An 18868-nucleotide genomic window follows, 5' to 3' on the forward strand; every position below is an offset into this window, starting at 1 on the left:
GGGGAAGATCACAGATGCCGGCCAAGCAAGTGCTGCCGGGGCGACGGCCGTCCACGGTGAAGGAACGGGTCCGGGCGCGCCCGGTGGTGAGGACGAGGCGGCCCGCGGCGCGCGGGCCGCTGACGCGGTTGCGGCGTACGCAGGGGCAGTTGCGCAAGGCCTGGGACCGACCGCTCACCGCGTATTACCTGATTTTCGGCAGCTCGCTGCTCATCACCGTGCTCGGCCTCGTGATGGTCTACTCGGCCTCCATGATCAAGGCTCTCCAGCTCGGCCTCGGTGACGCGTACTTCTTCAAGAAGCAGTTCGTGGCCGCCCTGCTGGGCGCCGGGCTGCTGCTGATCGCCTCCCGGATGCCGGTCAAACTGCACCGGGCGCTCTCCTATCCGGTGCTCGCCGGCACGCTCTTCCTGATGGTCCTGGTCCAGGTCCCCGGGATAGGAGTGTCGATCAACGGCAACCAGAACTGGATCTCCCTCGGCGGTCCCTTCATGCTGCAGCCCAGTGAGTTCGGCAAGCTGGCCCTGATCCTGTGGGGCGCCGACCTGCTGGCGCGCAAGGGCGACAAGGGGCTACTGAGCCAGTGGAAGCACCTGCTGGTGCCGCTGGTCCCGGTGGCCTTCCTGCTCCTCGGGCTCATCATGCTGGGCGGGGACATGGGCACCGCGATGATCCTCGGCGCCATCCTGTTCGGCCTGCTGTGGCTCGCGGGGGCTCCGACGCGGCTGTTCGTGGGCGTACTCGCCTTCGCGGGTGTGATCGTCGCACTGCTGATCAAAACCAGTCCGCACCGCATGGACCGGCTGGCCTGCCTCGGCGCGACAGAACCGGGCAAGAACGACCTTTGCTGGCAGGCCGTCCACGGGATCTATGCCCTGGCCTCCGGCGGATGGTTCGGTTCCGGTCTGGGTGCGAGTGTGGAAAAATGGGGGCAACTACCCGAAGCCCACACCGACTTCATCTTCGCCATCACCGGGGAGGAACTGGGGCTGGCGGGCACGCTGTCGGTGCTCGCCCTGTTCGCGGCTCTAGGCTATGCGGGTATCCGCGTGGCCGGACGCACGGAGGACTCCTTCGTACGGTTTGCCGCGGGAGGCGTGACAACCTGGATCACGGCGCAGGCCGTGATCAACATCGGTGCGGTGCTCGGCCTGCTGCCGATCGCCGGAGTCCCGCTCCCGCTGTTCTCCTACGGAGGGTCAGCCCTGCTGCCGACCATGTTCGCGGTCGGACTGCTCATCGCCTTCGCGCGGGAAGAGCCGGCGGCGCGTGCGGCCCTCGCGATGCGACAGCCGAAGACCGGCTGGAAGCGGACCGGGGTGAGATGGAAATCGATGAGACGGCGCGTCAAGAGGCGTCCGTCCGGAGAGCGGTGAATTTCGGTGCATGTCGTACTCGCCGGTGGGGGGACCGCCGGCCACATTGAGCCGGCGCTCGCCCTCGCGGACGCCCTGCGCAGGCAGGACCCTTCAGTGGGCATCACCGCCCTCGGCACGGAGCGCGGACTCGAAACCCGCCTGGTGCCGGAGCGCGGTTACGAACTGGGGCTGATCCCCGCCGTACCGCTGCCCCGCAAGCCGACCCCGGAGCTGATCACCGTTCCGGGGCGGCTGCGCGGCACCATCAAGGCCGCCGAGCAGATCCTGGAGCGCACCAAGGCCGACTGCGTCGTCGGCTTCGGCGGCTACGTGGCGCTGCCCGGCTATCTCGCGGCCAAGCGGCTCGGGGTGCCGATCATCGTCCACGAGGCCAATGCCCGGCCCGGGCTGGCCAATAAGATCGGCTCCCGGTACGCGCACGCCGTCGCGGTCTCGACCCCCGACAGCAAGCTGCGCGGCGCCCGCTACGTGGGCATCCCGCTGCGGCGCTCCATCTCCACCCTCGACCGGGCGGCGGTCCGCCCCGAGGCGCGCGCCGCCTTCGGCCTGGACCCCAACCTGCCGACGCTGCTGGTCTCCGGCGGCTCGCAGGGCGCCCGCCGCCTCAACGAGGTGATCCAGCAGGTCGCGCCGACCCTCCAGCGGTCCGGGATCCAGATCCTGCACGCCGTCGGGCCGAAGAACGAACTGCCGCGTGTCGACAACATGCCCGGGATGCCGCCGTATGTGCCGGTACCGTACGTGGACCGGATGGATCTCGCGTACGCCGCCGCCGACATGATGCTGTGTCGCGCGGGCGCGATGACCGTCGCCGAACTGTCCGCCGTCGGGCTTCCCGCCGCCTACGTCCCGCTGCCGATCGGCAACGGCGAACAGCGGCTCAACGCCCAGCCGGTGGTCAAGGCCGGCGGCGGCCTGCTCGTGGACGACGCCGAGCTGACGCCCGAGTGGGTGCTCGGCCAGGTCCTTCCGGTGCTGTCCGATCCGCACCGCCTGTACGAGATGTCCCGCGCCGCAGGCGAGTTCGGGCGCCGGGACGCCGACGAGCTGCTGGTCGGCATGGTGTACGAGGCGATCGCGGCCCACAGAGCCCGCTGAGGGGCGAAGCACAGACGCAGGAGGCACAGGAGTGGCCGGAGCGAAGACCGCACAGCGCGGCACCCCAGGCTCTGACCGGTCTGCCCGCAAGGGCTCCGGCTCTCCCAAGCCGCCCAAGTCCCCGAAGCCGTCCGGGTTCGCCCGGTTCTGGAAGCGCGCGGAGTCCTCGGACCCCTCGAACTCCTCGAAGCCTTCGGCGTCCTCGGGCTCGCCGAAGTCCGCGCAGAGGTCCGGCCCGCAGGGCCCCGGCACGCGCCTGCGCCGGGGCCCCGTGCTCGCCCTCCTCCTCGCCGCGGTGACTTCGGCCGCGGGCATCGCCTGGGTGCTCTACGGCTCCTCCTGGCTCCGGATCGAGAAGGTCACCGCCACCGGTACCGAGGTGCTCACCGCGGAGCAGGTCCTGTCCGCCGCCGCCGTCCCGGTCGGCGCGCCCCTGCTGGCCATCGATACGGAAGAGATCGAGAGCCGGGTGCGCGGCCGGCTCCCCCGTATCGATTCGGTCGACGTGGTGCGGGCCTGGCCTCATGGAATCGGGCTGAAAGTGACGGAACGCGAACCCGTGCTGCTCATCGAAAAGGGTGGCGACTTCGTGGAAGTGGACGCTTCCGGTGTGCGGTTCGACACGGTCGCGAAAGCGCCGACGGGTGTTCCGCTCCTCGAATTGAAGGCGGGACAGTCCCCGAGCGCCCGCCGCTTCGACGAAGAGCGGCTGCTGCACGAGGCCGTGCGCGTCGCCGCGGGCCTTCCGGAGGCGATCTCCAAGGAGACCGTGCAGGTCACGGTGGGGTCGTACGACTCCATCGTGCTGGAGCTGACCCGCGAGCGGACGGTGAGGTGGGGAAGCGGCGAACAGAGCGATGCCAAGGGGCGCGCACTGACCGCCCTGCTGAAAGCCGCGCCCAAGGGCGATCACTTCGACGTGAGCGTCCCCACCGCCCCTGCCGTGTCGGAGAGTTGACTCCGGGTCGAACGCCGACGCACCCTGGTTGGCCAGCGATCCGGGTGATCACATAGGGTGAAAAGAAAAACGGGAGGTTCGGCGTGTTCGTTGAACACGCGCTACTTGTCGACTTAGTGTCCTGTTCGGAAGAGTCCATGGAACAGACACACCCCTAACCCTAAACTTTAGGGTTAGGGTTCGGGTCGGCGCTTCGGACCGTCCCCATTTCGGCATCAGTCGTCGCAACGCAGGCCCGCGAGGCGGCGACACGTAAATCGAGGCGAGAGGCCTTCGACGTGGCAGCACCGCAGAACTACCTCGCAGTCATCAAGGTCATCGGTGTCGGCGGCGGTGGTGTCAATGCCATCAACCGAATGATCGAGGTCGGTCTCAAGGGCGTCGAGTTCATCGCCATCAACACGGACGCCCAGGCGCTGTTGATGAGCGACGCCGACGTCAAGCTCGACGTCGGCCGCGAACTGACCCGGGGCCTCGGCGCCGGCGCCAACCCGGCCGTCGGCCGCAAGGCGGCAGAGGACCACCGCGAGGAGATCGAGGAGGTCCTCAAGGGGGCCGACATGGTCTTCGTCACCGCCGGTGAGGGCGGCGGCACCGGCACCGGCGGCGCACCCGTCGTCGCCAACATCGCGCGTTCCCTGGGCGCCCTGACGATCGGTGTGGTCACCCGGCCGTTCACCTTCGAGGGCCGGCGCCGCGCGAACCAGGCGGAGGACGGCATCGCCGAGCTCCGCGAAGAGGTCGACACCCTCATCGTCATCCCCAACGACCGGCTGCTGTCCATCTCGGACCGCCAGGTCAGCGTGCTCGACGCCTTCAAGTCGGCCGACCAGGTCCTGCTCTCCGGCGTCCAGGGCATCACCGATCTCATCACCACCCCCGGCCTGATCAACCTCGACTTCGCCGACGTCAAGTCCGTGATGTCCGAGGCCGGCTCGGCCCTCATGGGCATCGGTTCGGCCCGCGGCGACGACCGCGCGGTGGCCGCCGCGGAAATGGCCATCTCCTCGCCGCTGCTGGAGGCGTCCATCGACGGCGCTCGTGGCGTGCTGCTGTCCATCTCCGGCGGCTCGGACCTCGGTCTCTTCGAGATCAACGAGGCCGCCCAGCTGGTGAGCGAGGCCGCGCACCCCGAGGCGAACATCATCTTCGGCGCCGTCATCGACGACGCGCTCGGCGACGAGGTGCGGGTCACCGTCATCGCGGCCGGGTTCGACGGCGGACAGCCCCCGGCCCGCCGGGACAACGTCATCGGCGCCGCCTCCACCAAGCGCGAGGAGCCCGCGCCGGCTCCGGTCCGCGCGCCCGAGCCGGTCCGCCCGGCCTTCGGCGGACTCGGCTCGGTCACCCCGCGTGAGGACCCCCCGGCTCCGGTCGAGGCGGCTCCGATCGAGGCCCAGAGCACTCCGCCGCAGGTCCCGACGGCCCGGCCGTACCAGGACAGCCCGGCCGAAGAGCTGGATGTCCCGGACTTCTTGAAGTGACCCTGGGGCAGCACAGCGAGAGCGGCGCCCACTTCGCCTTCACCGACCGGTGGGGCGGGGTGAGCGCCGTTCCGTACGAGGAGCTCAATCTCGGCGGCGCGGTCGGAGACGACCCGGCCGCCGTTCTCGCGAACCGGGCGATCGCGGCGAAGTCCCTGGGACTCGACCCGGGCCGGGTGGTCTGGATGAACCAGGTGCACGGCCGGGACGTGGCGGTGGTCGACGGCCCTTGGGGGTCCGATGCGCAGGTCCCCTCCGTCGACGCGGTGGTGACCGCGCGCCGGGGACTCGGCCTGGCGGTGCTCACCGCCGACTGCACACCCGTCCTGCTGGCCGACCCCGTGGCGGGAGTCGCGGGCGCCGCGCACGCCGGACGGCCGGGACTGGTCGCGGGGGTGGTGCCCGCGGCGGTCGCGGCGATGGTCGCCCTCGGGGCGGAGCCCGGGCGGATCATCGCCCGCACCGGCCCCGCGGTGTGCGGGCGCTGCTACGAAGTGCCCGCCGCGATGCGGGACGCGGTCGCCGAGGTGGTGCCCGCCGCGTGGGCCGAGACGAGCTGGGGGACTCCGTCCGTCGACGTCGTCGCCGCGGTGCACGCCCAGCTCGCGCAGGCGGGGGTGGCCCATCGGCACCGCTCCCCGGTCTGCACACTGGAGTCGCGGGACCACTTCTCGTACCGCCGCGACCGGGTGACCGGGCGGCTTGCCGGATACGTCTGGCTGGACACGGTGTCTTCCCGGGGGGCAACCCCCGGATCCCCGGCAGGAAACGATTGATGACAGAGCGCAAGTCGCAGCTCGCCGAGAACCTCGGGCGGGTGGAGGAACGTATCTTGTCCGCCTGCGCGGCGGCGGGACGCGAGCGGGAAGAGGTGACGCTCATCGTGGTCACCAAGACCTACCCGGCGAGTGACGTACGACTGCTGGCGGACCTGGGGGTCCGTCATGTTGCGGAAAACCGCGACCAGGACGCCGCCCCCAAGGCCGCGGCCTGCGCGGATCTGCCGCTCAGCTGGCACTTCGTCGGCCAGTTGCAGACGAACAAAGTCCGTTCCGTGGCCAGATACGCGCATGTGGTGCAGTCGGTCGACCGTCCCAGGCTCGTGACCGCCCTCTCGGCGGCGGCCTCGAACGCGGGGCGGGAACTCGGCTGCCTCGTGCAGATCGCCCTCGACGCCGAATCGGGGGAGCGCGGCTCCCGAGGCGGCGCGGCGCCGGAGCAGCTCGCCGAGTTGGCGGACCTCGTGGCCGGTGCGCCCGGACTGAGGCTCGACGGTCTGATGACCGTGGCCCCGCTGTCCGGCCCGTACGCGGGGCGCGAACAGGCCGCATTCGAGCGTCTGATGGAATTGTCATCCAGCCTGCGCGCGGACCATCCGGCTGCCACGATGGTGTCGGCCGGGATGAGCGCTGACCTGGAACAGGCCATCGCGGCCGGTGCGACACATGTACGCGTCGGCACTGCGGTACTCGGCGCGAGACCCGGGCTCGGGTAACGTCGCGAAGAAAGTCGGACCACAGCAGAAAATATGGTCATTCCCGCAGAAGTGGGGACAGACCACGTGGATCGCGGGCAGTTGGTGACTTTGGTGACACACAGCGACACCTGCGACAGGGCGATCCACCACAGAGCGGAGGACTCAGAGAATGGCCGGCGCGATGCGCAAGATGGCGGTCTACCTCGGCCTCGTGGAGGACGACCGGTACGACAACCCCGGGTATGACCCCGACGACGAGTTCGAGCCCGAGCCGGAACCGGAGCGAGCCCGGGACCGGGATCGCCGGCAGCCGCTCGTGCACCAACCACCCGTAACGGACGAACCGGTACGAGCCGTACAGCCGCCGCCGCAACGGGATCCCATCCCCTTGCCGGTAGATAACGGACGTCCTGCGCGAATCGCCCCCGTGGCATCCATCACACCTGAACGCACCAACATGGAGAAGAACGCCCCCGTGATCATGCCCAAGGTCGTCTCCGAGCGGGAGCCGTACCGCATCACCACGCTGCACCCCCGGACGTACAACGAGGCCCGTACCATCGGGGAACACTTCCGTGAGGGCACTCCGGTGATCATGAATCTCACGGAGATGGACGACACGGACGCCAAGCGTCTCGTGGACTTCGCGGCCGGTCTCGTCTTCGGTCTGCACGGCAGCATTGAACGCGTGACACAGAAGGTGTTCCTGCTGTCGCCTGCTAACGTCGATGTCACGGCGGAGGACAAGGCCCGCATCGCGGAGGGCGGGTTCTTCAACCAAAGCTAGACCGATCCGTCAGACACGGGACCGGGAACAGAGCGGAAGCAGGGGAGAGGGAAGCGCGGGATGGGTGTCGCACTGCAAGTGGTCTACATCGCGCTGATGTGCTTCCTCATCGTGCTGATCTTCCGACTTGTCATGGATTACGTGTTCCAGTTCGCACGTTCATGGACACCCGGCAAGGCGATGGTGGTCGTTCTGGAGGCCACCTACACTGTCACCGATCCACCGCTCAAGCTTCTTCGGCGGTTCATTCCGCCGTTGCGTCTCGGGGGCGTGGCACTCGACCTGTCCTTCTTCGTTCTGATGATCATCGTTTACATCCTCATCAGTTTCGTGAGCACCGCTGCGAGAAGCGTGTGAACGATGTGCTTCCCCGCGGGCGCGGGGACAGTCCCGATACGGTCTTGCCGACTGCCGACGACTACGTAGAGGTGAAGAAGACATGCCGCTGACTCCCGAGGACGTGCGGAACAAGCAGTTCACGACCGTCCGCCTCCGAGAAGGCTATGACGAGGACGAGGTCGATGCCTTCCTCGACGAGGTCGAGTCCGAACTGACGCGCCTGCTGCGCGAGAACGAGGACCTGCGCGCCAAGCTGGCCGCCGCCACGCGTGCCGCCGCGCAGAACCAGCAGCAGCAGGGCATGCGCAAGCCCGAACCCCAGGACCAGCGCGGCCCCGGTGCCCCCGTGCCCGCGGCCATATCCGGCCCGCCGCAACAGCAGCAGCAGATGGGCCCGCCCCAGCTTCCCGGCGGCCAGCCGCAGCTGCCGGCCGGCCCCGGCGGACACGGACCGCAGGGTCCGGGTCCGATGGGCGGCCCCATGCAGCAGCACCCCATGGGCGGACCGCAGGGGATGCAGCAGCAGGGCATGGGTCAGCAGCAGGGCATGGGCCAGCAGCAGTCCATGGGCGGCCAGAACCCGCTCGGACAGCAGATGGGCCAGCAGATGCAGCCGATGGGGCAGCAGATGCAGCCCATGGGCCAGCAGATGCACCAGCAGCAGCACCAGCAGCACCAGCAGCTTCCGCAGCAGGGCCCCGGTGGCGACAGCGCCGCCCGCGTCCTGTCGCTGGCGCAGCAGACCGCCGACCAGGCGATCGCGGAGGCCCGTTCCGAGGCCAACAAGATCGTCGGCGAGGCCCGTTCGCGCGCCGAGGGCCTGGAGCGGGACGCCCGCGCCAAGGCGGACGCACTGGAGCGGGACGCGCAGGAGAAGCACCGCGTCGCGATGGGCTCCCTGGAGTCCGCCCGCGCCACGCTGGAGCGCAAGGTCGAGGACCTGCGGGGCTTCGAGCGTGAGTACCGCACGCGCCTGAAGTCCTACCTGGAGTCGCAGCTGCGTCAGCTGGAGACCCAGGCCGACGACTCCCTGGCCCCGCCGCGCAACCCGGGTGCGCCCTCGCTGCCGCCGTCGCCGTCCCCGTCGATGGCCCCGGCCGGAGCGATGGGCCACTCGATGGGCGGCCCGTCGATGGGTGGCCCGTCCCCCATGGGCGGTCCCTCCCCGATGAGCGGCCCGTCGTACGGCGGCCAGCAGCAGATGTCCCCGGCGATGACCCAGCCGATGGCTCCGGTGCGGCCGGCCGCGCCGCAGCCGATGCAGCAGGCGCCGTCTCCCATGCGGGGCTTTCTGATCGACGAGGACGACAACTAGGCGCCGCCGCCGTTCTGTCGGCAGTCGCCAGCTTTTCGGGCCGGGCCCGGTACCCCCACGGGGGCACCGGGCCCGGCCCGTTTCGTATGCCCATGCCCTCCGGCTGCGGTCCGGTGGCCGCGCCTCAAATGCCGGCGGGGCTGGGTTTGTCTCCCTGGGCGGGGGTGTGACCTGGCGGGCAAGCGGTGGCTTCGGGTGGGGCGGCGCCCCTCCGGGGGCTCTCCTCGGCTCGGCGCGTGCGGCCAGGTCTCGGCGAGACGGCCCGGGTTGCGCGCTCGTCCTGCGGGGAGCCCCCGGAGTGTCCCCGACCCACGGCCCGGCTTCGTCGAGACGGGGTGCGGATCCGCCGGGGTGGGGGTGCGGGGACGGTGGGGGGTGTCCCCGCAGGACGAGCGCGCGACCCAGGCCGTACGGCCGTGACGTGCCCGCACGCGCCGAGCCGAGGAGACACCCCCCGGCGGCACCGCACCCCCACCCCCCGAACCCGACCCCGCCCAGGGGCACCAAACCCAGCCCCGCCGGCGCTTGAGGCGCGGCCACCGGCCCGCACCCGGAGAGCAGGGGTAGTGCCCGGCGAGGGCAAGGGCGGGGCCACCGGCCCGCACCCGGAGAGCAGGGGTAGTGCCCGGCCAGGGCAAGGGCGGGGCCACCGGCCCGCACCCGGAGAGCAGGGGTAGTGCCCGGCGAGGGCAAGGGCGGGGCCACCGGCCCGCAGACGCGGACGGCCCGTCCCCCCCCCGGGAGGGAGGGGTACGGGCCGCTCGGTCCCGGGCTACGCCTTGCGGAGGCGGAAGGTCAGGGACAGGGACTCGTCCGTGAACTCCTCGCCGTACGTGGCGTCCGCGACGCCCTCCGCGAAGTCCGTCGCCAGCACCTCGTCCGCGATGAGCCCCGCGTGGTCCGTCAGGGCCGTGACCACCTCCGGCGCCTCGGAGACCCACCGCAGCGCGATCCGGTCCGCCACGTCCAGGCCGGAGTTCTTCCGGGCCTCCTGGATCAGCCGGATCGCGTCACGCGCCAGGCCCGCCAGCCGCAGCTCCGGGGTGATCTCCAGGTCCAGGGCGACCGTCGCGCCCGAGTCCGAGGCCACCGACCAGCCCTCGCGCGGGGTCTCGGTGATGATGACCTCCTCCGGAGTCAGGGTGACCGGCTCGCCGTTCACCTCGACCTCGGCAGAGCCGGACCGCAGGGCCAGGGACAGCGCCGCCGCGTCGGCCGCGGCCACCGCCTTCGCCACGTCCTGGACGCCCTTGCCGAAACGCTTCCCGAGCGCACGGAAGTTGGCCTTCGCCGTGGTGTCCACGAGGGAACCGCCGACCTCGGAGAGAGAGGCCAGGGAGGACACGTTGAGCTCCTCCGTGATCTGCGACCGCAGCTCGGCGGACAGGGTGTCGAAGCCCACCGCTCCGACCAGGGCGCGCGACAGCGGCTGGCGCGTCTTGACGCCCGATTCCGCGCGCGTCGCACGCCCCAGCTCCACGAGGCGGCGTACGAGTTGCATCTGCTGCGAGAGGACGCCGTCGACGGCGCCGGTGTCGGCGACCGGCCACGTCGAGAGGTGGACCGACTCGGGGGCACCCGGAGTGACCGGGACGATCATGTCCTGCCAGACCCGCTCGGTGATGAACGGGGTCAGCGGGGCCATCAGCCGCGTCACCGTCTCCACGACGTCGTGGAGCGTGCGCAGCGCGGAGGCGTCGCCCTGCCAGAAACGGCGGCGCGAGCGCCGGACGTACCAGTTGGACAGGTCGTCCACGAACGCGGACAGCAGCTTGCCGGCGCGCTGCGTGTCGTACGACTCCATCGCTTCGGTGACCTCGGAGGTCAGCGTGTGCAGTTCCGAGAGCAGCCAGCGGTCGAGGACGGTGCGGTCCGCCGGGGCCGGATCGGCCTCGGACGGCGCCCAGTTCGCGGTGCGGGCGTACAGCGCCTGGAAGGCGACCGTGTTCCAGTACGTGAGGAGCGTCTTGCGCACGACCTCCTGGATCGTGCCGTGGCCCACGCGCCGGGCCGCCCACGGGGAGCCGCCGGCCGCCATGAACCACCGGACCGCGTCCGCGCCGTGCTGGTCCATCAACGGGATGGGCTGCAGGATGTTGCCCAGGTGCTTGGACATCTTGCGGCCGTCCTCGGCGAGGATGTGGCCCAGGCAGACCACGTTCTCGTAAGAGGACTTGTCGAAGACGAGCGTGCCGACCGCCATCAGCGTGTAGAACCAGCCGCGCGTCTGGTCGATGGCCTCCGAGATGAACTGCGCCGGGTAGCGCTTCTCGAAGACCTCCTTGTTCTTGTACGGGTAGCCCCACTGCGCGAACGGCATCGAGCCCGAGTCGTACCAGGCGTCGATGACCTCCGGCACGCGGACCGAGGTGAGGGAGCAGCCCTCGTGCGTGCAGGTGAAGGTGACGTCGTCGATGTACGGGCGGTGCGGGTCCAGGGCGGACTGGTCCGTGCCGGACAGCTCGCTCAGTTCCGCGCGCGAGCCGACGCACGTGAGGTGGTTCTCCTCGCAGCGCCAGATGGGCAGGGGGGTGCCCCAGTAGCGGTTGCGGGACAGCGCCCAGTCGATGTTGTTGTTCAGCCAGTCGCCGAAGCGGCCCTGCTTGACCGACTCCGGGAACCAGTTGGTCTTCTCGTTCTCCCGCAGCATCGCGTCCTTGACGGCGGTGGTGCGGATGTACCAGGACGGCTGCGCGTAGTAGAGGAGCGCGGTGTGGCAGCGCCAGCAGTGCGGGTAGCTGTGCTCGTAGGCGATGTGCCGGAAGAGCAGGCCGCGGGCGTCGAGGTCGGCGGTCAGCTTCTCGTCGGCCTTCTTGAAGAAGATGCCGCCGACGAGCGGGACCTCTTCCTCGAAGGTGCCGTCGGGGCGGACCGGATTGACGACCGGCAGGCCGTACGCGCGGCAGACCGCGAGGTCGTCGGCGCCGAAGGCGGGGGACTGGTGGACCAGACCGGTGCCGTCCTCGGTGGTGACGTAGTCGGCGTTGACGACGTAGTGCGCCGGCTCCGGGAACTCGACCAGCTCGAAGGGGCGCTGGTACGTCCAGCGCTCCATGTCCCGGCCCGTGAAGGACTCGCCGGTGGGCTCCCAGCCCTCGCCGAGCGCCTTCTCCAGCAGCGGCTGGGCGACGACGAGCTGCTCCTCGCCGTTGGTGGCGACCACGTACGTGACGTCCGGGTGCGCGGCGACGGCGGTGTTGGAGACGAGCGTCCAGGGGGTCGTCGTCCAGACCAGCAGCGCGGCCCGGCCGGCCAGGGGGCCGGAGGTCAGCGGGAAGCGGACGAAGACCGACGGGTCGACGACCGTCTCGTAGCCCTGGGCCAGCTCGTGGTCCGAGAGGCCGGTGCCGCAGCGCGGACACCAGGGGGCGACCCGGTGGTCCTGGGTGAGCAGGCCCTTGTTGAAGATCTCCTTCAGCGACCACCACACGGACTCGACGTACTCGGGGTCCATCGTCCGGTAGGCGTCGTCCAGGTCGACCCAGTAGCCCATGCGGGTCGTGAGCTCGGTGAACGCGTCGGTGTGGCGGGTCACGGACTCGCGGCACTTGGCGTTGAACTCGGCGATGCCGTACGCCTCGATGTCCTGCTTGCCGTTGAAGCCGAGTTCCTTCTCGACGGCCAGCTCGACGGGCAGTCCGTGGCAGTCCCAGCCGGCCTTGCGGGCCACGTGGTAGCCCCGCATGGTGCGGAAGCGGGGGAAGACGTCCTTGAAGACGCGGGCCTCGATGTGGTGCGCGCCGGGCATGCCGTTCGCTGTGGGCGGGCCCTCGTAGAAGACCCACTCGGGGCGGCCCTGCGACTGCTCCAGGGTCTTGGCGAAGGTCTTGCTCTCGCGCCAGAAGTCGAGGACGGCGTGTTCGAGGGCGGGCAGGTCGACCTGGGCGGGTACCGGGCGGTACTGGGGCGGTGTGGTCATGAGGCTGAACTCTTCCTCCGGCGGGGTGTCACTTCCGTCCGGAGGGACGAGAGCCTGCGGCTCCCGCGGTACCACCCTCCTTGGCCGCCGGACGGATCCGATGGCCCCCTCATTGGGGTGCGAAGCCGGTTCTACTCGCCGTACGGTGCCCGGGCGGGTGCCGTACGCGCTTTCTTCCGGCGGCTCCGGGGTGATCCTTCACATCGCGCTCGCCCCCGGGCTCTCACCGTCCCCGGGTCGCTCCTGGCTGCGTCCGACGCTACTCGTCCCCATCCATGCCTTTCGCTGGAGCCAGTGTACGGGCCGGGGAGCCGCCCGGCAGACCGTTTTACGGGGGCCCCGGAGGGGCCGCCGCCTGCGGCGTGGCGGGCGCCGCCGAGGGCGCGGCGGTGACCCGGACGGGCCGATGCGCCGGTACGGATTCCGGTGGGGCGGATGGGGCGGATTACCGGGCTTCCGGATGGGCACAACGGATGCAGGTTCGCGTCGACGGATGCGTGCCCCGTTGCCGCGGGGCTGGAGCCGATTTATCGTTCCGGCACGATTCGCGAGCAATGATCACAGTATGTGAAGGGGCCGCGGCCATGGTGGCGAAGAAGACCGCCGGGAGTACTGCCGGGAAGGCGACGGCCGGGGAAACGGCTCCGGTCGATGCCCGGGCAGGGAAGGCGGCCGCTGCCCGGAAGGCCGCTCCCCGCAAGACCACCGCCGCCGGGAAGGCGGCGGCAGCGAAGGCTCCGGCCAAGGCCAAGAAGGTGAACGCCGTGAAAGCGACCGCAGGGAAGGCTCCGGCCAAGGACGCGACCGCTGTGAAGGCGAACGCGGTCAGGGCTCCGGCCGGGAAGGCACCGGTCAAGAAGGCACTGGCCGGGAAGGCGGCGGCCGAGGCACCGGCCGAGAAGGCCGCGGCCAAGAAGGCTCCGGCCGGGAAAGCCGCGGCCGAGAAGGCACCGGCCGGGAAGGCCGCGGCCAAGAAGGCACCGGCCGGGAAGGCGCCGGCCAACGACGCGACCGCCGTCAAGAAGACGACGACCGCGAGGAAGGTCACGGCCAAGGCGGCCGTGGCCGAGGGGGCGGCGCAGGCCGCGCAGAAGACGGGAGTCCGCGAAGTGGTTGCCAAGAAGAGCACGGGTGCAGGCAGGAAGACGGCCGCGGCCGCCACGAGTGGGCTTCCCAAGGTCCGTGCCACGGCTGCCGCCGCGCCGGGCGAGCTCGCCGTACGGCCCGGGGAGGAGCCCTGGACCCCGGAGGAGGTCGAGGAAGCCCGTACCGGCCTGTCGGCGGAGGTGGTGCGGCTGCGCAACGAACTGGAGGCGTCCGAGGTGGCCATCTCGGGCCTGATGCGGGACTCGGGGGACGGCGCGGGCGACGACGACGCCGACACGGGCACCAAGAACATCACCAGGGAGTCCGAACTGGCACTGGCGGCCAACGCCAGCTCGATGCTGGAGCAGACCGAGCGGGCGCTGGAACGGCTGGAGGCGGGCACGTACGGACTCTGCGAGAACTGCGGGAAGCCCATCGGCAAGGCCAGGATGCAGGCCTTCCCGCGGGCCACGCTGTGCGTGGACTGCAAGCAGAAGCAGGAGCGGCGGCACTAGGGCGTGTCCGGGCACCGGGCGTAGGGCGGTACTGGGCGGGCGGTCCGCCGGTGCCCTGACGTACCCTCTGTCTCGTCAGGGTCCAGGAACCTGGCAGGGCTGTGTCGTCGGCAACCTGGTTCGAGCTAGTTCGAGGGACTCACGTGGCAGAGGCGGGGAGCATCATCGGTACGCCGGAGGTCGGGGACGAAGCCGAGCCGGAGTCCGTCGAGCCCAAGAGGCGGCGGCGGATCACGGCCCTGGTCGTCGTTTCCGTGCTCGCCTACCTGCTCGACCTGGGCAGCAAGATGGTGGTCGTCGCGAAGCTGGAGCACCAGCCCCCGATCGAGATCATCGGTGACCTGCTGAGGTTCGAGGCCATCCGCAATCCCGGCGCCGCCTTCGGCTTCGGTGAAGCCTTCACCATCCTCTTCACCTGCATCGCGGCCACCGTGATCGTGGTGATCGTCCGACTGGCCCGCAAGCTCTACAGCCTGCCGTGGGCGATCGCGCTGGGCCTGCTGCTCGGTGGCGCGCTGGGCAATCTGACCGACCGGATCTTCCGTTCGCCCGGCGTGTTCAGGGGCGCGGTCGTCGACTTCATCGCGCCCGCCCACTTCGCCGTCTTCAACCTCGCGGACTCGGCGATCGTGTGCGGCGGCATCCTGATCGTGCTGCTGTCGTTCAAGGGCCTGGACCCGGACGGCACCGTCCACAAGGACTGACCGGGGAGCGGGCGCGGGGCCCGGGGCCGGCCGAGTCCTGCATACTCGACGGGTGAGTACGATTCCCGAGATCCGCACCCTGCCCGTTCCCGATGGCCTTGAGGGCGAGCGCGTCGACGCCGCCATCGCCCGTATGTTCGGATTTTCCCGGACGAAGGCGGCCGAACTCGCGGCCGCGGGGAAGGTGGCGGTCGACGGCAGCGTCGTCGGGAAGTCCGAGCGCGTGCACGGTGGCGCCTGGCTCGAAGTCGAGATGCCCGCTCCGCCGCGGCCGGTCGAGGTCATCGCCGAGCCGGTTCCGGGCATGGAGATCATCCATGATGACGACGACGTCGTCGTCATCATGAAGCCGGTGGGCGTCGCCGCCCATCCGAGCCCCGGCTGGACCGGCACCACCGTCATCGGCGGCCTCGCCGCCGCCGGCTACCGTATCTCCACCTCCGGCGCGGCCGAGCGCCGTGGCATCGTGCACCGCCTCGACGTCGGCACCTCCGGTCTGATGGCCGTCGCGAAGTCGGAGCGCGCGTACACCTCCCTGAAGAACCAGTTCCGCGAGCGGGTCGTGGACAAGCGCTACCACGCGCTGGTGCAGGGCCACCCGGACCCGATGAGCGGCACCATCGACGCGCCGATCGGGCGGCACCCCACCGCGGACTACAAGTGGGCCGTGACCCAGGAGGGGAAGCCCTCGGTCACCCACTACGACCTGATCGAGGCCTTCCGCGCGGCCTCGCTGCTGGACATCAAGCTGGAGACCGGGCGCACGCACCAGATCCGCGTGCACATGGCCGCGCACCGGCACCCCTGCGTCGGCGACCTCACCTACGGCGCCGACCCGACCGTCGCCAAGCGGCTGGGACTGACCCGGCAGTGGCTGCACGCGGTCCGGCTGGGCTTCGAGCACCCGTCGGACGGCCAGTGGGTGGAGTTCGAGAGCACGTACCCGGCGGACCTCCAGCACGCCCTAGATGTGATCCGGGCCGAGAGCGAGTGACCGCCTTCGCGGTCCTGGTGACCCCGGCCGCGGCCTACACCTAGGCCGGTTCGTTTGGATCACTTCCGCTGGCCGGGGTTGTCGTTGATGATGTCTGTGTGACTTAGGTCGCGCAGATTGGCGATGGCCAGGGTGGGGTGGCATGTGAGGCAGGCACAGGTTCCTTGATCATGGAGTTGCGACGCTCTGTGATCATCGGAAGACCTGTGCCTGTCCTGCCATCACGGCTGACCGAACCGCTGTGGGAACACTTCGCCGTTCTGTTGCCCGAGCGCGCGGAGTTCGATCTGTCCCATCCGCTCGGCTGCCATCGGCGGCGGATCGGCGACCGAGTCGTCTTCGACAAGCTGCTTGCAGGTCCTGCGGTTCGGCTGCTCCTATGAGGCGATCGCGGACACCGCCTGTTCGGCGACGACGATCCCCAACCGCCGAGGCGAGTGGATCCGCAGCCTGATCCGACGCTCCTGGACAACCCACCGCTGGGACAACCGCCCACAACGCTCCCCATGAGATCGCGCAAGCCACTCCGAGGCCACGCTCGCGTAAAGTTCCTGGCCATGACCGTGCTGCATGGCGCCTCCATCTCCCTTCGCCCCACCGTCTGCGAGGACATCTCGACCCTGGCCTCCATCCGGGCCACACCCGAGGTGCGTGCACGGTGGAAGGGCGGGGACGATCTCGAGGCAGATATCGCCGCCGATCTCGAGGACCCTGGCACCAGGTCCCTGACTGTCGACTACCAACAGCGGATCATCGGCATGATCCAGTGGTACGCCGAGGAAGATCCGGACTACCGGCACGCCGGCATCGACCTCTTCCTCGATCCCACGGTGCACGGCAGAGGTCTGGGCACTGACGCCGTACAGACACTGGCCCGCCATCTCATCGACGCCCACGGCTATCACCGTCTGATCATCGACCCAGCAGCCGACAACACTGCGGCGATCCGCTGTTACACCAAGGTCGGCTTCCAACCCGTCGGCATCATGCGGCAGTACGAGCGTGGCACGGACGGCACTTGGCACGACGGCCTCCTGATGGACCTCCTGGCCACCGAGCTGGTGCGCTGACCTTCGCCTATCTGCGCGACCCCTACCGCATCAGCGCTCTGATCTCGGCCTTCGGTGCCGACCCGGCGGCCCCGGCCGGGGCGACACGGGGGGTGCGGGGCGTTGCGGCGCGCCGCCGGGCGGGGCGGCTGGCAGGGTGGGGGAGTGGATCAGCTCGCTCTGTTGTTCGTGGTGCTCCTCGGGGCCGTCGTCACCGTCCCGCTCGGGGACCGGCTGGGGCTGCCCGCGCCCGTCCTGATGACCATCGGCGGGGTCGTCCTCGCTCTGGTGCCGGCCGTGCCCAATGTCGACATCCCGCCCGAGTACATCCTCCCGCTGGTGCTGCCGCCCCTGCTGTACGCCTCCGCGCAGCGCACCTCCTGGCGGCAGTTCGCCGCGAACGTCCGGCCCATCCTGCTGCTCGCCGTCGCCCTGGTGTTCGTCACCACCGCCGCCGTCGCCGCCGTCGCGCACGCCGTCGTCCCCGGGCTGCCGATCGCCGCCGCCGTCGCGCTCGGCGCGCTCGTCGCCCCGCCCGACCCGGTCGCCGCCACCGCCGTCGCCGGATCCCTCGGGCTGCCCCGCCGCCTGGTGTCGATCCTGGAGGGCGAGGGCCTCTTCAACGACGTGACCGCCATCGTGCTCTACCACGTGGCCGTAGCCGCCGCCGTCAGCGGCACCTTCTCCTGGCCCGCCGCGCTGGGCGAGTTCGTCCTGTCCGCCGTCGTCGCCGTGGCCGTCGGCCTGGGCCTCGGCTGGTCCACCACCCGCCTGATGGGGCGGCTCGGTGACGCCACGCTGCAGATCGGGCTGACCCTGCTGGTGCCGTTCGTGGCGTACGTGCTGGCCGAGGAGTTCCAGGGGTCCGGGGTACTGGCGGTTCTGACGACGGCCCTGTTCCTCGCCGAGTACGCGACGGACGCCGACGACGTGCTGGGCCGCCTCGCCGGGCACACCTTCTGGGAAGTCGTCGACATGCTGGTCACCGGGATGGCGTTCGGTCTGATCGGGCTCGAACTGCACAACGTCTTCGGTACGGCGCGGGGGCGCGAGTGGGAGATGGCCGGGTGGGCGGGGGCGGTGATCCTGGTGGTGGTCGGCGTACGGCTGCTGTGGCTGCTGCCGGCCGGCTGGCTCGCCAACAAGCTCCACACGCGGCGCGACTACGACGAGGAGATCCCGCTGAGCTGGCGGGAGAGCGTGGTGATGTGGTGGGCCGGGATGCGGGGGGTGGCCTCCGTCGCGCTGGCCCTGGCCATCCCGCTGCACACGGAGGGCGGCGAACCCTTCCCGGCGCGCGACGAGATCGTCTTCATCGCCTTCGCCGTGATCATGGCGACGCTGCTGTGCCAGGGGCTGACCCTGCCGTGGCTGGTGCGGCGGCTGGGGGTGGAGGCGGACACGGACGCCGACCGGGAGATCGAACGGCAGTTGGCGGTCCGCGCCGCCAAGGCCGCGAAGCGGCGGCTGAAGGAGATCGAGGATGCGGAGGAGCTCCCGGAGGACCTGGTGGAGACCCTGTACCGGCGTGCGTACGACGTGGGCGCCCGCATCAGCCCCGACATGGTGGACGAGGAGCGCCGGGAGGCCTACGCGCAGCGGGTGGAGCGGATCCGCAGCGTCCAGCGGATCCAGCGGGAGATGATGTCGGCCGCCCGCCACGAGGTGCTGGCCGCGCGCAGCGAGCCCGGCGCCGACCCGGAGATCGTGGACCGGGTGCTGCGGCACCTGGACGTACGGAGCCTGCGCAACCCGTAGCGGGCC

15 protein-coding genes and 1 pseudogene are annotated in these 18868 nt (G+C 70.5%); 15 read left to right on the forward strand and 1 reads right to left on the reverse strand.

Annotation, left to right across the window (positions count from 1 at the left end; all coding sequences use genetic code 11):
* Window positions 1-14 precede the first annotated feature (14 nt).
* The 9 genes from ftsW (at window position 15) to ACWDX7_RS07970 (ending at window position 8837) form a co-directional block, all read left to right on the forward strand.
* The gene (gene ftsW, locus ACWDX7_RS07930; protein ID WP_451492447.1) at window positions 15-1376 is read left to right on the forward strand and encodes a putative lipid II flippase FtsW; all 1362 of its coding nucleotides are present in this window, start codon (window positions 15-17) and stop codon (window positions 1374-1376) included.
* A gap of 6 nt (window positions 1377-1382) precedes the next feature.
* Window positions 1383-2477, forward strand: a complete 1095-nt coding sequence (gene murG, locus ACWDX7_RS07935; RefSeq protein WP_355412530.1) for an undecaprenyldiphospho-muramoylpentapeptide beta-N-acetylglucosaminyltransferase — start codon at window positions 1383-1385, stop codon at window positions 2475-2477.
* Window positions 2478-2733: 256 nt separating this feature from the next.
* Window positions 2734-3435 carry a cell division protein FtsQ/DivIB gene (locus ACWDX7_RS07940; RefSeq protein WP_451492491.1) on the forward strand — a complete coding sequence of 234 codons (702 nt, stop codon included), beginning with the start codon at window positions 2734-2736 and terminating at the stop codon, window positions 3433-3435.
* Between the two features lie 278 nt (window positions 3436-3713).
* Entirely contained in the window at window positions 3714-4919 is a 1206-nt protein-coding gene (ftsZ, locus tag ACWDX7_RS07945) for a cell division protein FtsZ (RefSeq protein ID WP_451492446.1), read from the forward strand.
* Entirely contained in the window at window positions 4916-5695 is a 780-nt protein-coding gene (gene pgeF, locus ACWDX7_RS07950; protein WP_451492445.1) for a peptidoglycan editing factor PgeF, read from the forward strand. Before ftsZ ends, pgeF begins: the two co-directional genes overlap by 4 nt.
* Complete coding sequence (locus tag ACWDX7_RS07955) at window positions 5695-6414, forward strand: YggS family pyridoxal phosphate-dependent enzyme (RefSeq protein ID WP_451492444.1); 720 nt, start codon at window positions 5695-5697, stop codon at window positions 6412-6414. The genes pgeF and ACWDX7_RS07955 overlap by 1 nt, the downstream gene beginning before the upstream one ends.
* Before the next feature lie 151 nt (window positions 6415-6565).
* The gene (locus ACWDX7_RS07960) at window positions 6566-7183 is read left to right on the forward strand and encodes a cell division protein SepF (protein WP_451492443.1); all 618 of its coding nucleotides are present in this window, start codon (window positions 6566-6568) and stop codon (window positions 7181-7183) included.
* Between the two features lie 60 nt (window positions 7184-7243).
* Window positions 7244-7540: a YggT family protein gene (locus ACWDX7_RS07965; protein ID WP_030155988.1), complete on the forward strand. Its 297-nt coding sequence runs from the start codon at window positions 7244-7246 to the stop codon at window positions 7538-7540.
* 82 nt (window positions 7541-7622) lie between these two features.
* Window positions 7623-8837 (forward strand): DivIVA domain-containing protein, encoded by a 1215-nt coding sequence (locus tag ACWDX7_RS07970; protein ID WP_451492442.1) that lies wholly within the window; start codon window positions 7623-7625, stop codon window positions 8835-8837.
* Between the two features lie 772 nt (window positions 8838-9609).
* Here the strand turns inward: ACWDX7_RS07970 and ileS are convergent.
* A complete protein-coding gene (ileS, locus tag ACWDX7_RS07975) occupies window positions 9610-12756 on the reverse strand; it encodes an isoleucine--tRNA ligase (RefSeq protein ID WP_451492441.1) in 3147 nt (1048 codons plus the stop codon).
* Between the two features lie 584 nt (window positions 12757-13340).
* Between ileS and ACWDX7_RS07980 the strand changes: the two genes are divergently transcribed.
* The 6 genes and pseudogenes from ACWDX7_RS07980 (at window position 13341) to ACWDX7_RS08005 (ending at window position 18862) form a co-directional block, all read left to right on the forward strand.
* Window positions 13341-14357 carry a TraR/DksA family transcriptional regulator gene (locus ACWDX7_RS07980; protein ID WP_451749903.1) on the forward strand — a complete coding sequence of 339 codons (1017 nt, stop codon included), beginning with the start codon at window positions 13341-13343 and terminating at the stop codon, window positions 14355-14357.
* A 143-nt stretch (window positions 14358-14500) separates the two neighbouring features.
* A complete protein-coding gene (gene lspA, locus ACWDX7_RS07985; protein ID WP_451492439.1) occupies window positions 14501-15061 on the forward strand; it encodes a signal peptidase II in 561 nt (186 codons plus the stop codon).
* Between the two features lie 52 nt (window positions 15062-15113).
* The gene (locus ACWDX7_RS07990; protein ID WP_451492438.1) at window positions 15114-16055 is read left to right on the forward strand and encodes an RluA family pseudouridine synthase; all 942 of its coding nucleotides are present in this window, start codon (window positions 15114-15116) and stop codon (window positions 16053-16055) included.
* A gap of 206 nt (window positions 16056-16261) precedes the next feature.
* Window positions 16262-16502, forward strand: a pseudogene (locus tag ACWDX7_RS07995) (IS5/IS1182 family transposase); the annotation flags it as partial.
* Between the two features lie 110 nt (window positions 16503-16612).
* Complete coding sequence (locus ACWDX7_RS08000) at window positions 16613-17125, forward strand: GNAT family N-acetyltransferase (protein WP_451492437.1); 513 nt, start codon at window positions 16613-16615, stop codon at window positions 17123-17125.
* Between the two features lie 144 nt (window positions 17126-17269).
* Window positions 17270-18862, forward strand: coding sequence for a Na+/H+ antiporter (locus ACWDX7_RS08005; protein ID WP_451492436.1), 1593 nt, complete (start codon window positions 17270-17272; stop codon window positions 18860-18862).
* Window positions 18863-18868: the final 6 nt, after the last annotated feature.

The organism is Streptomyces sp. NPDC003034 (assembly GCF_053591375.1).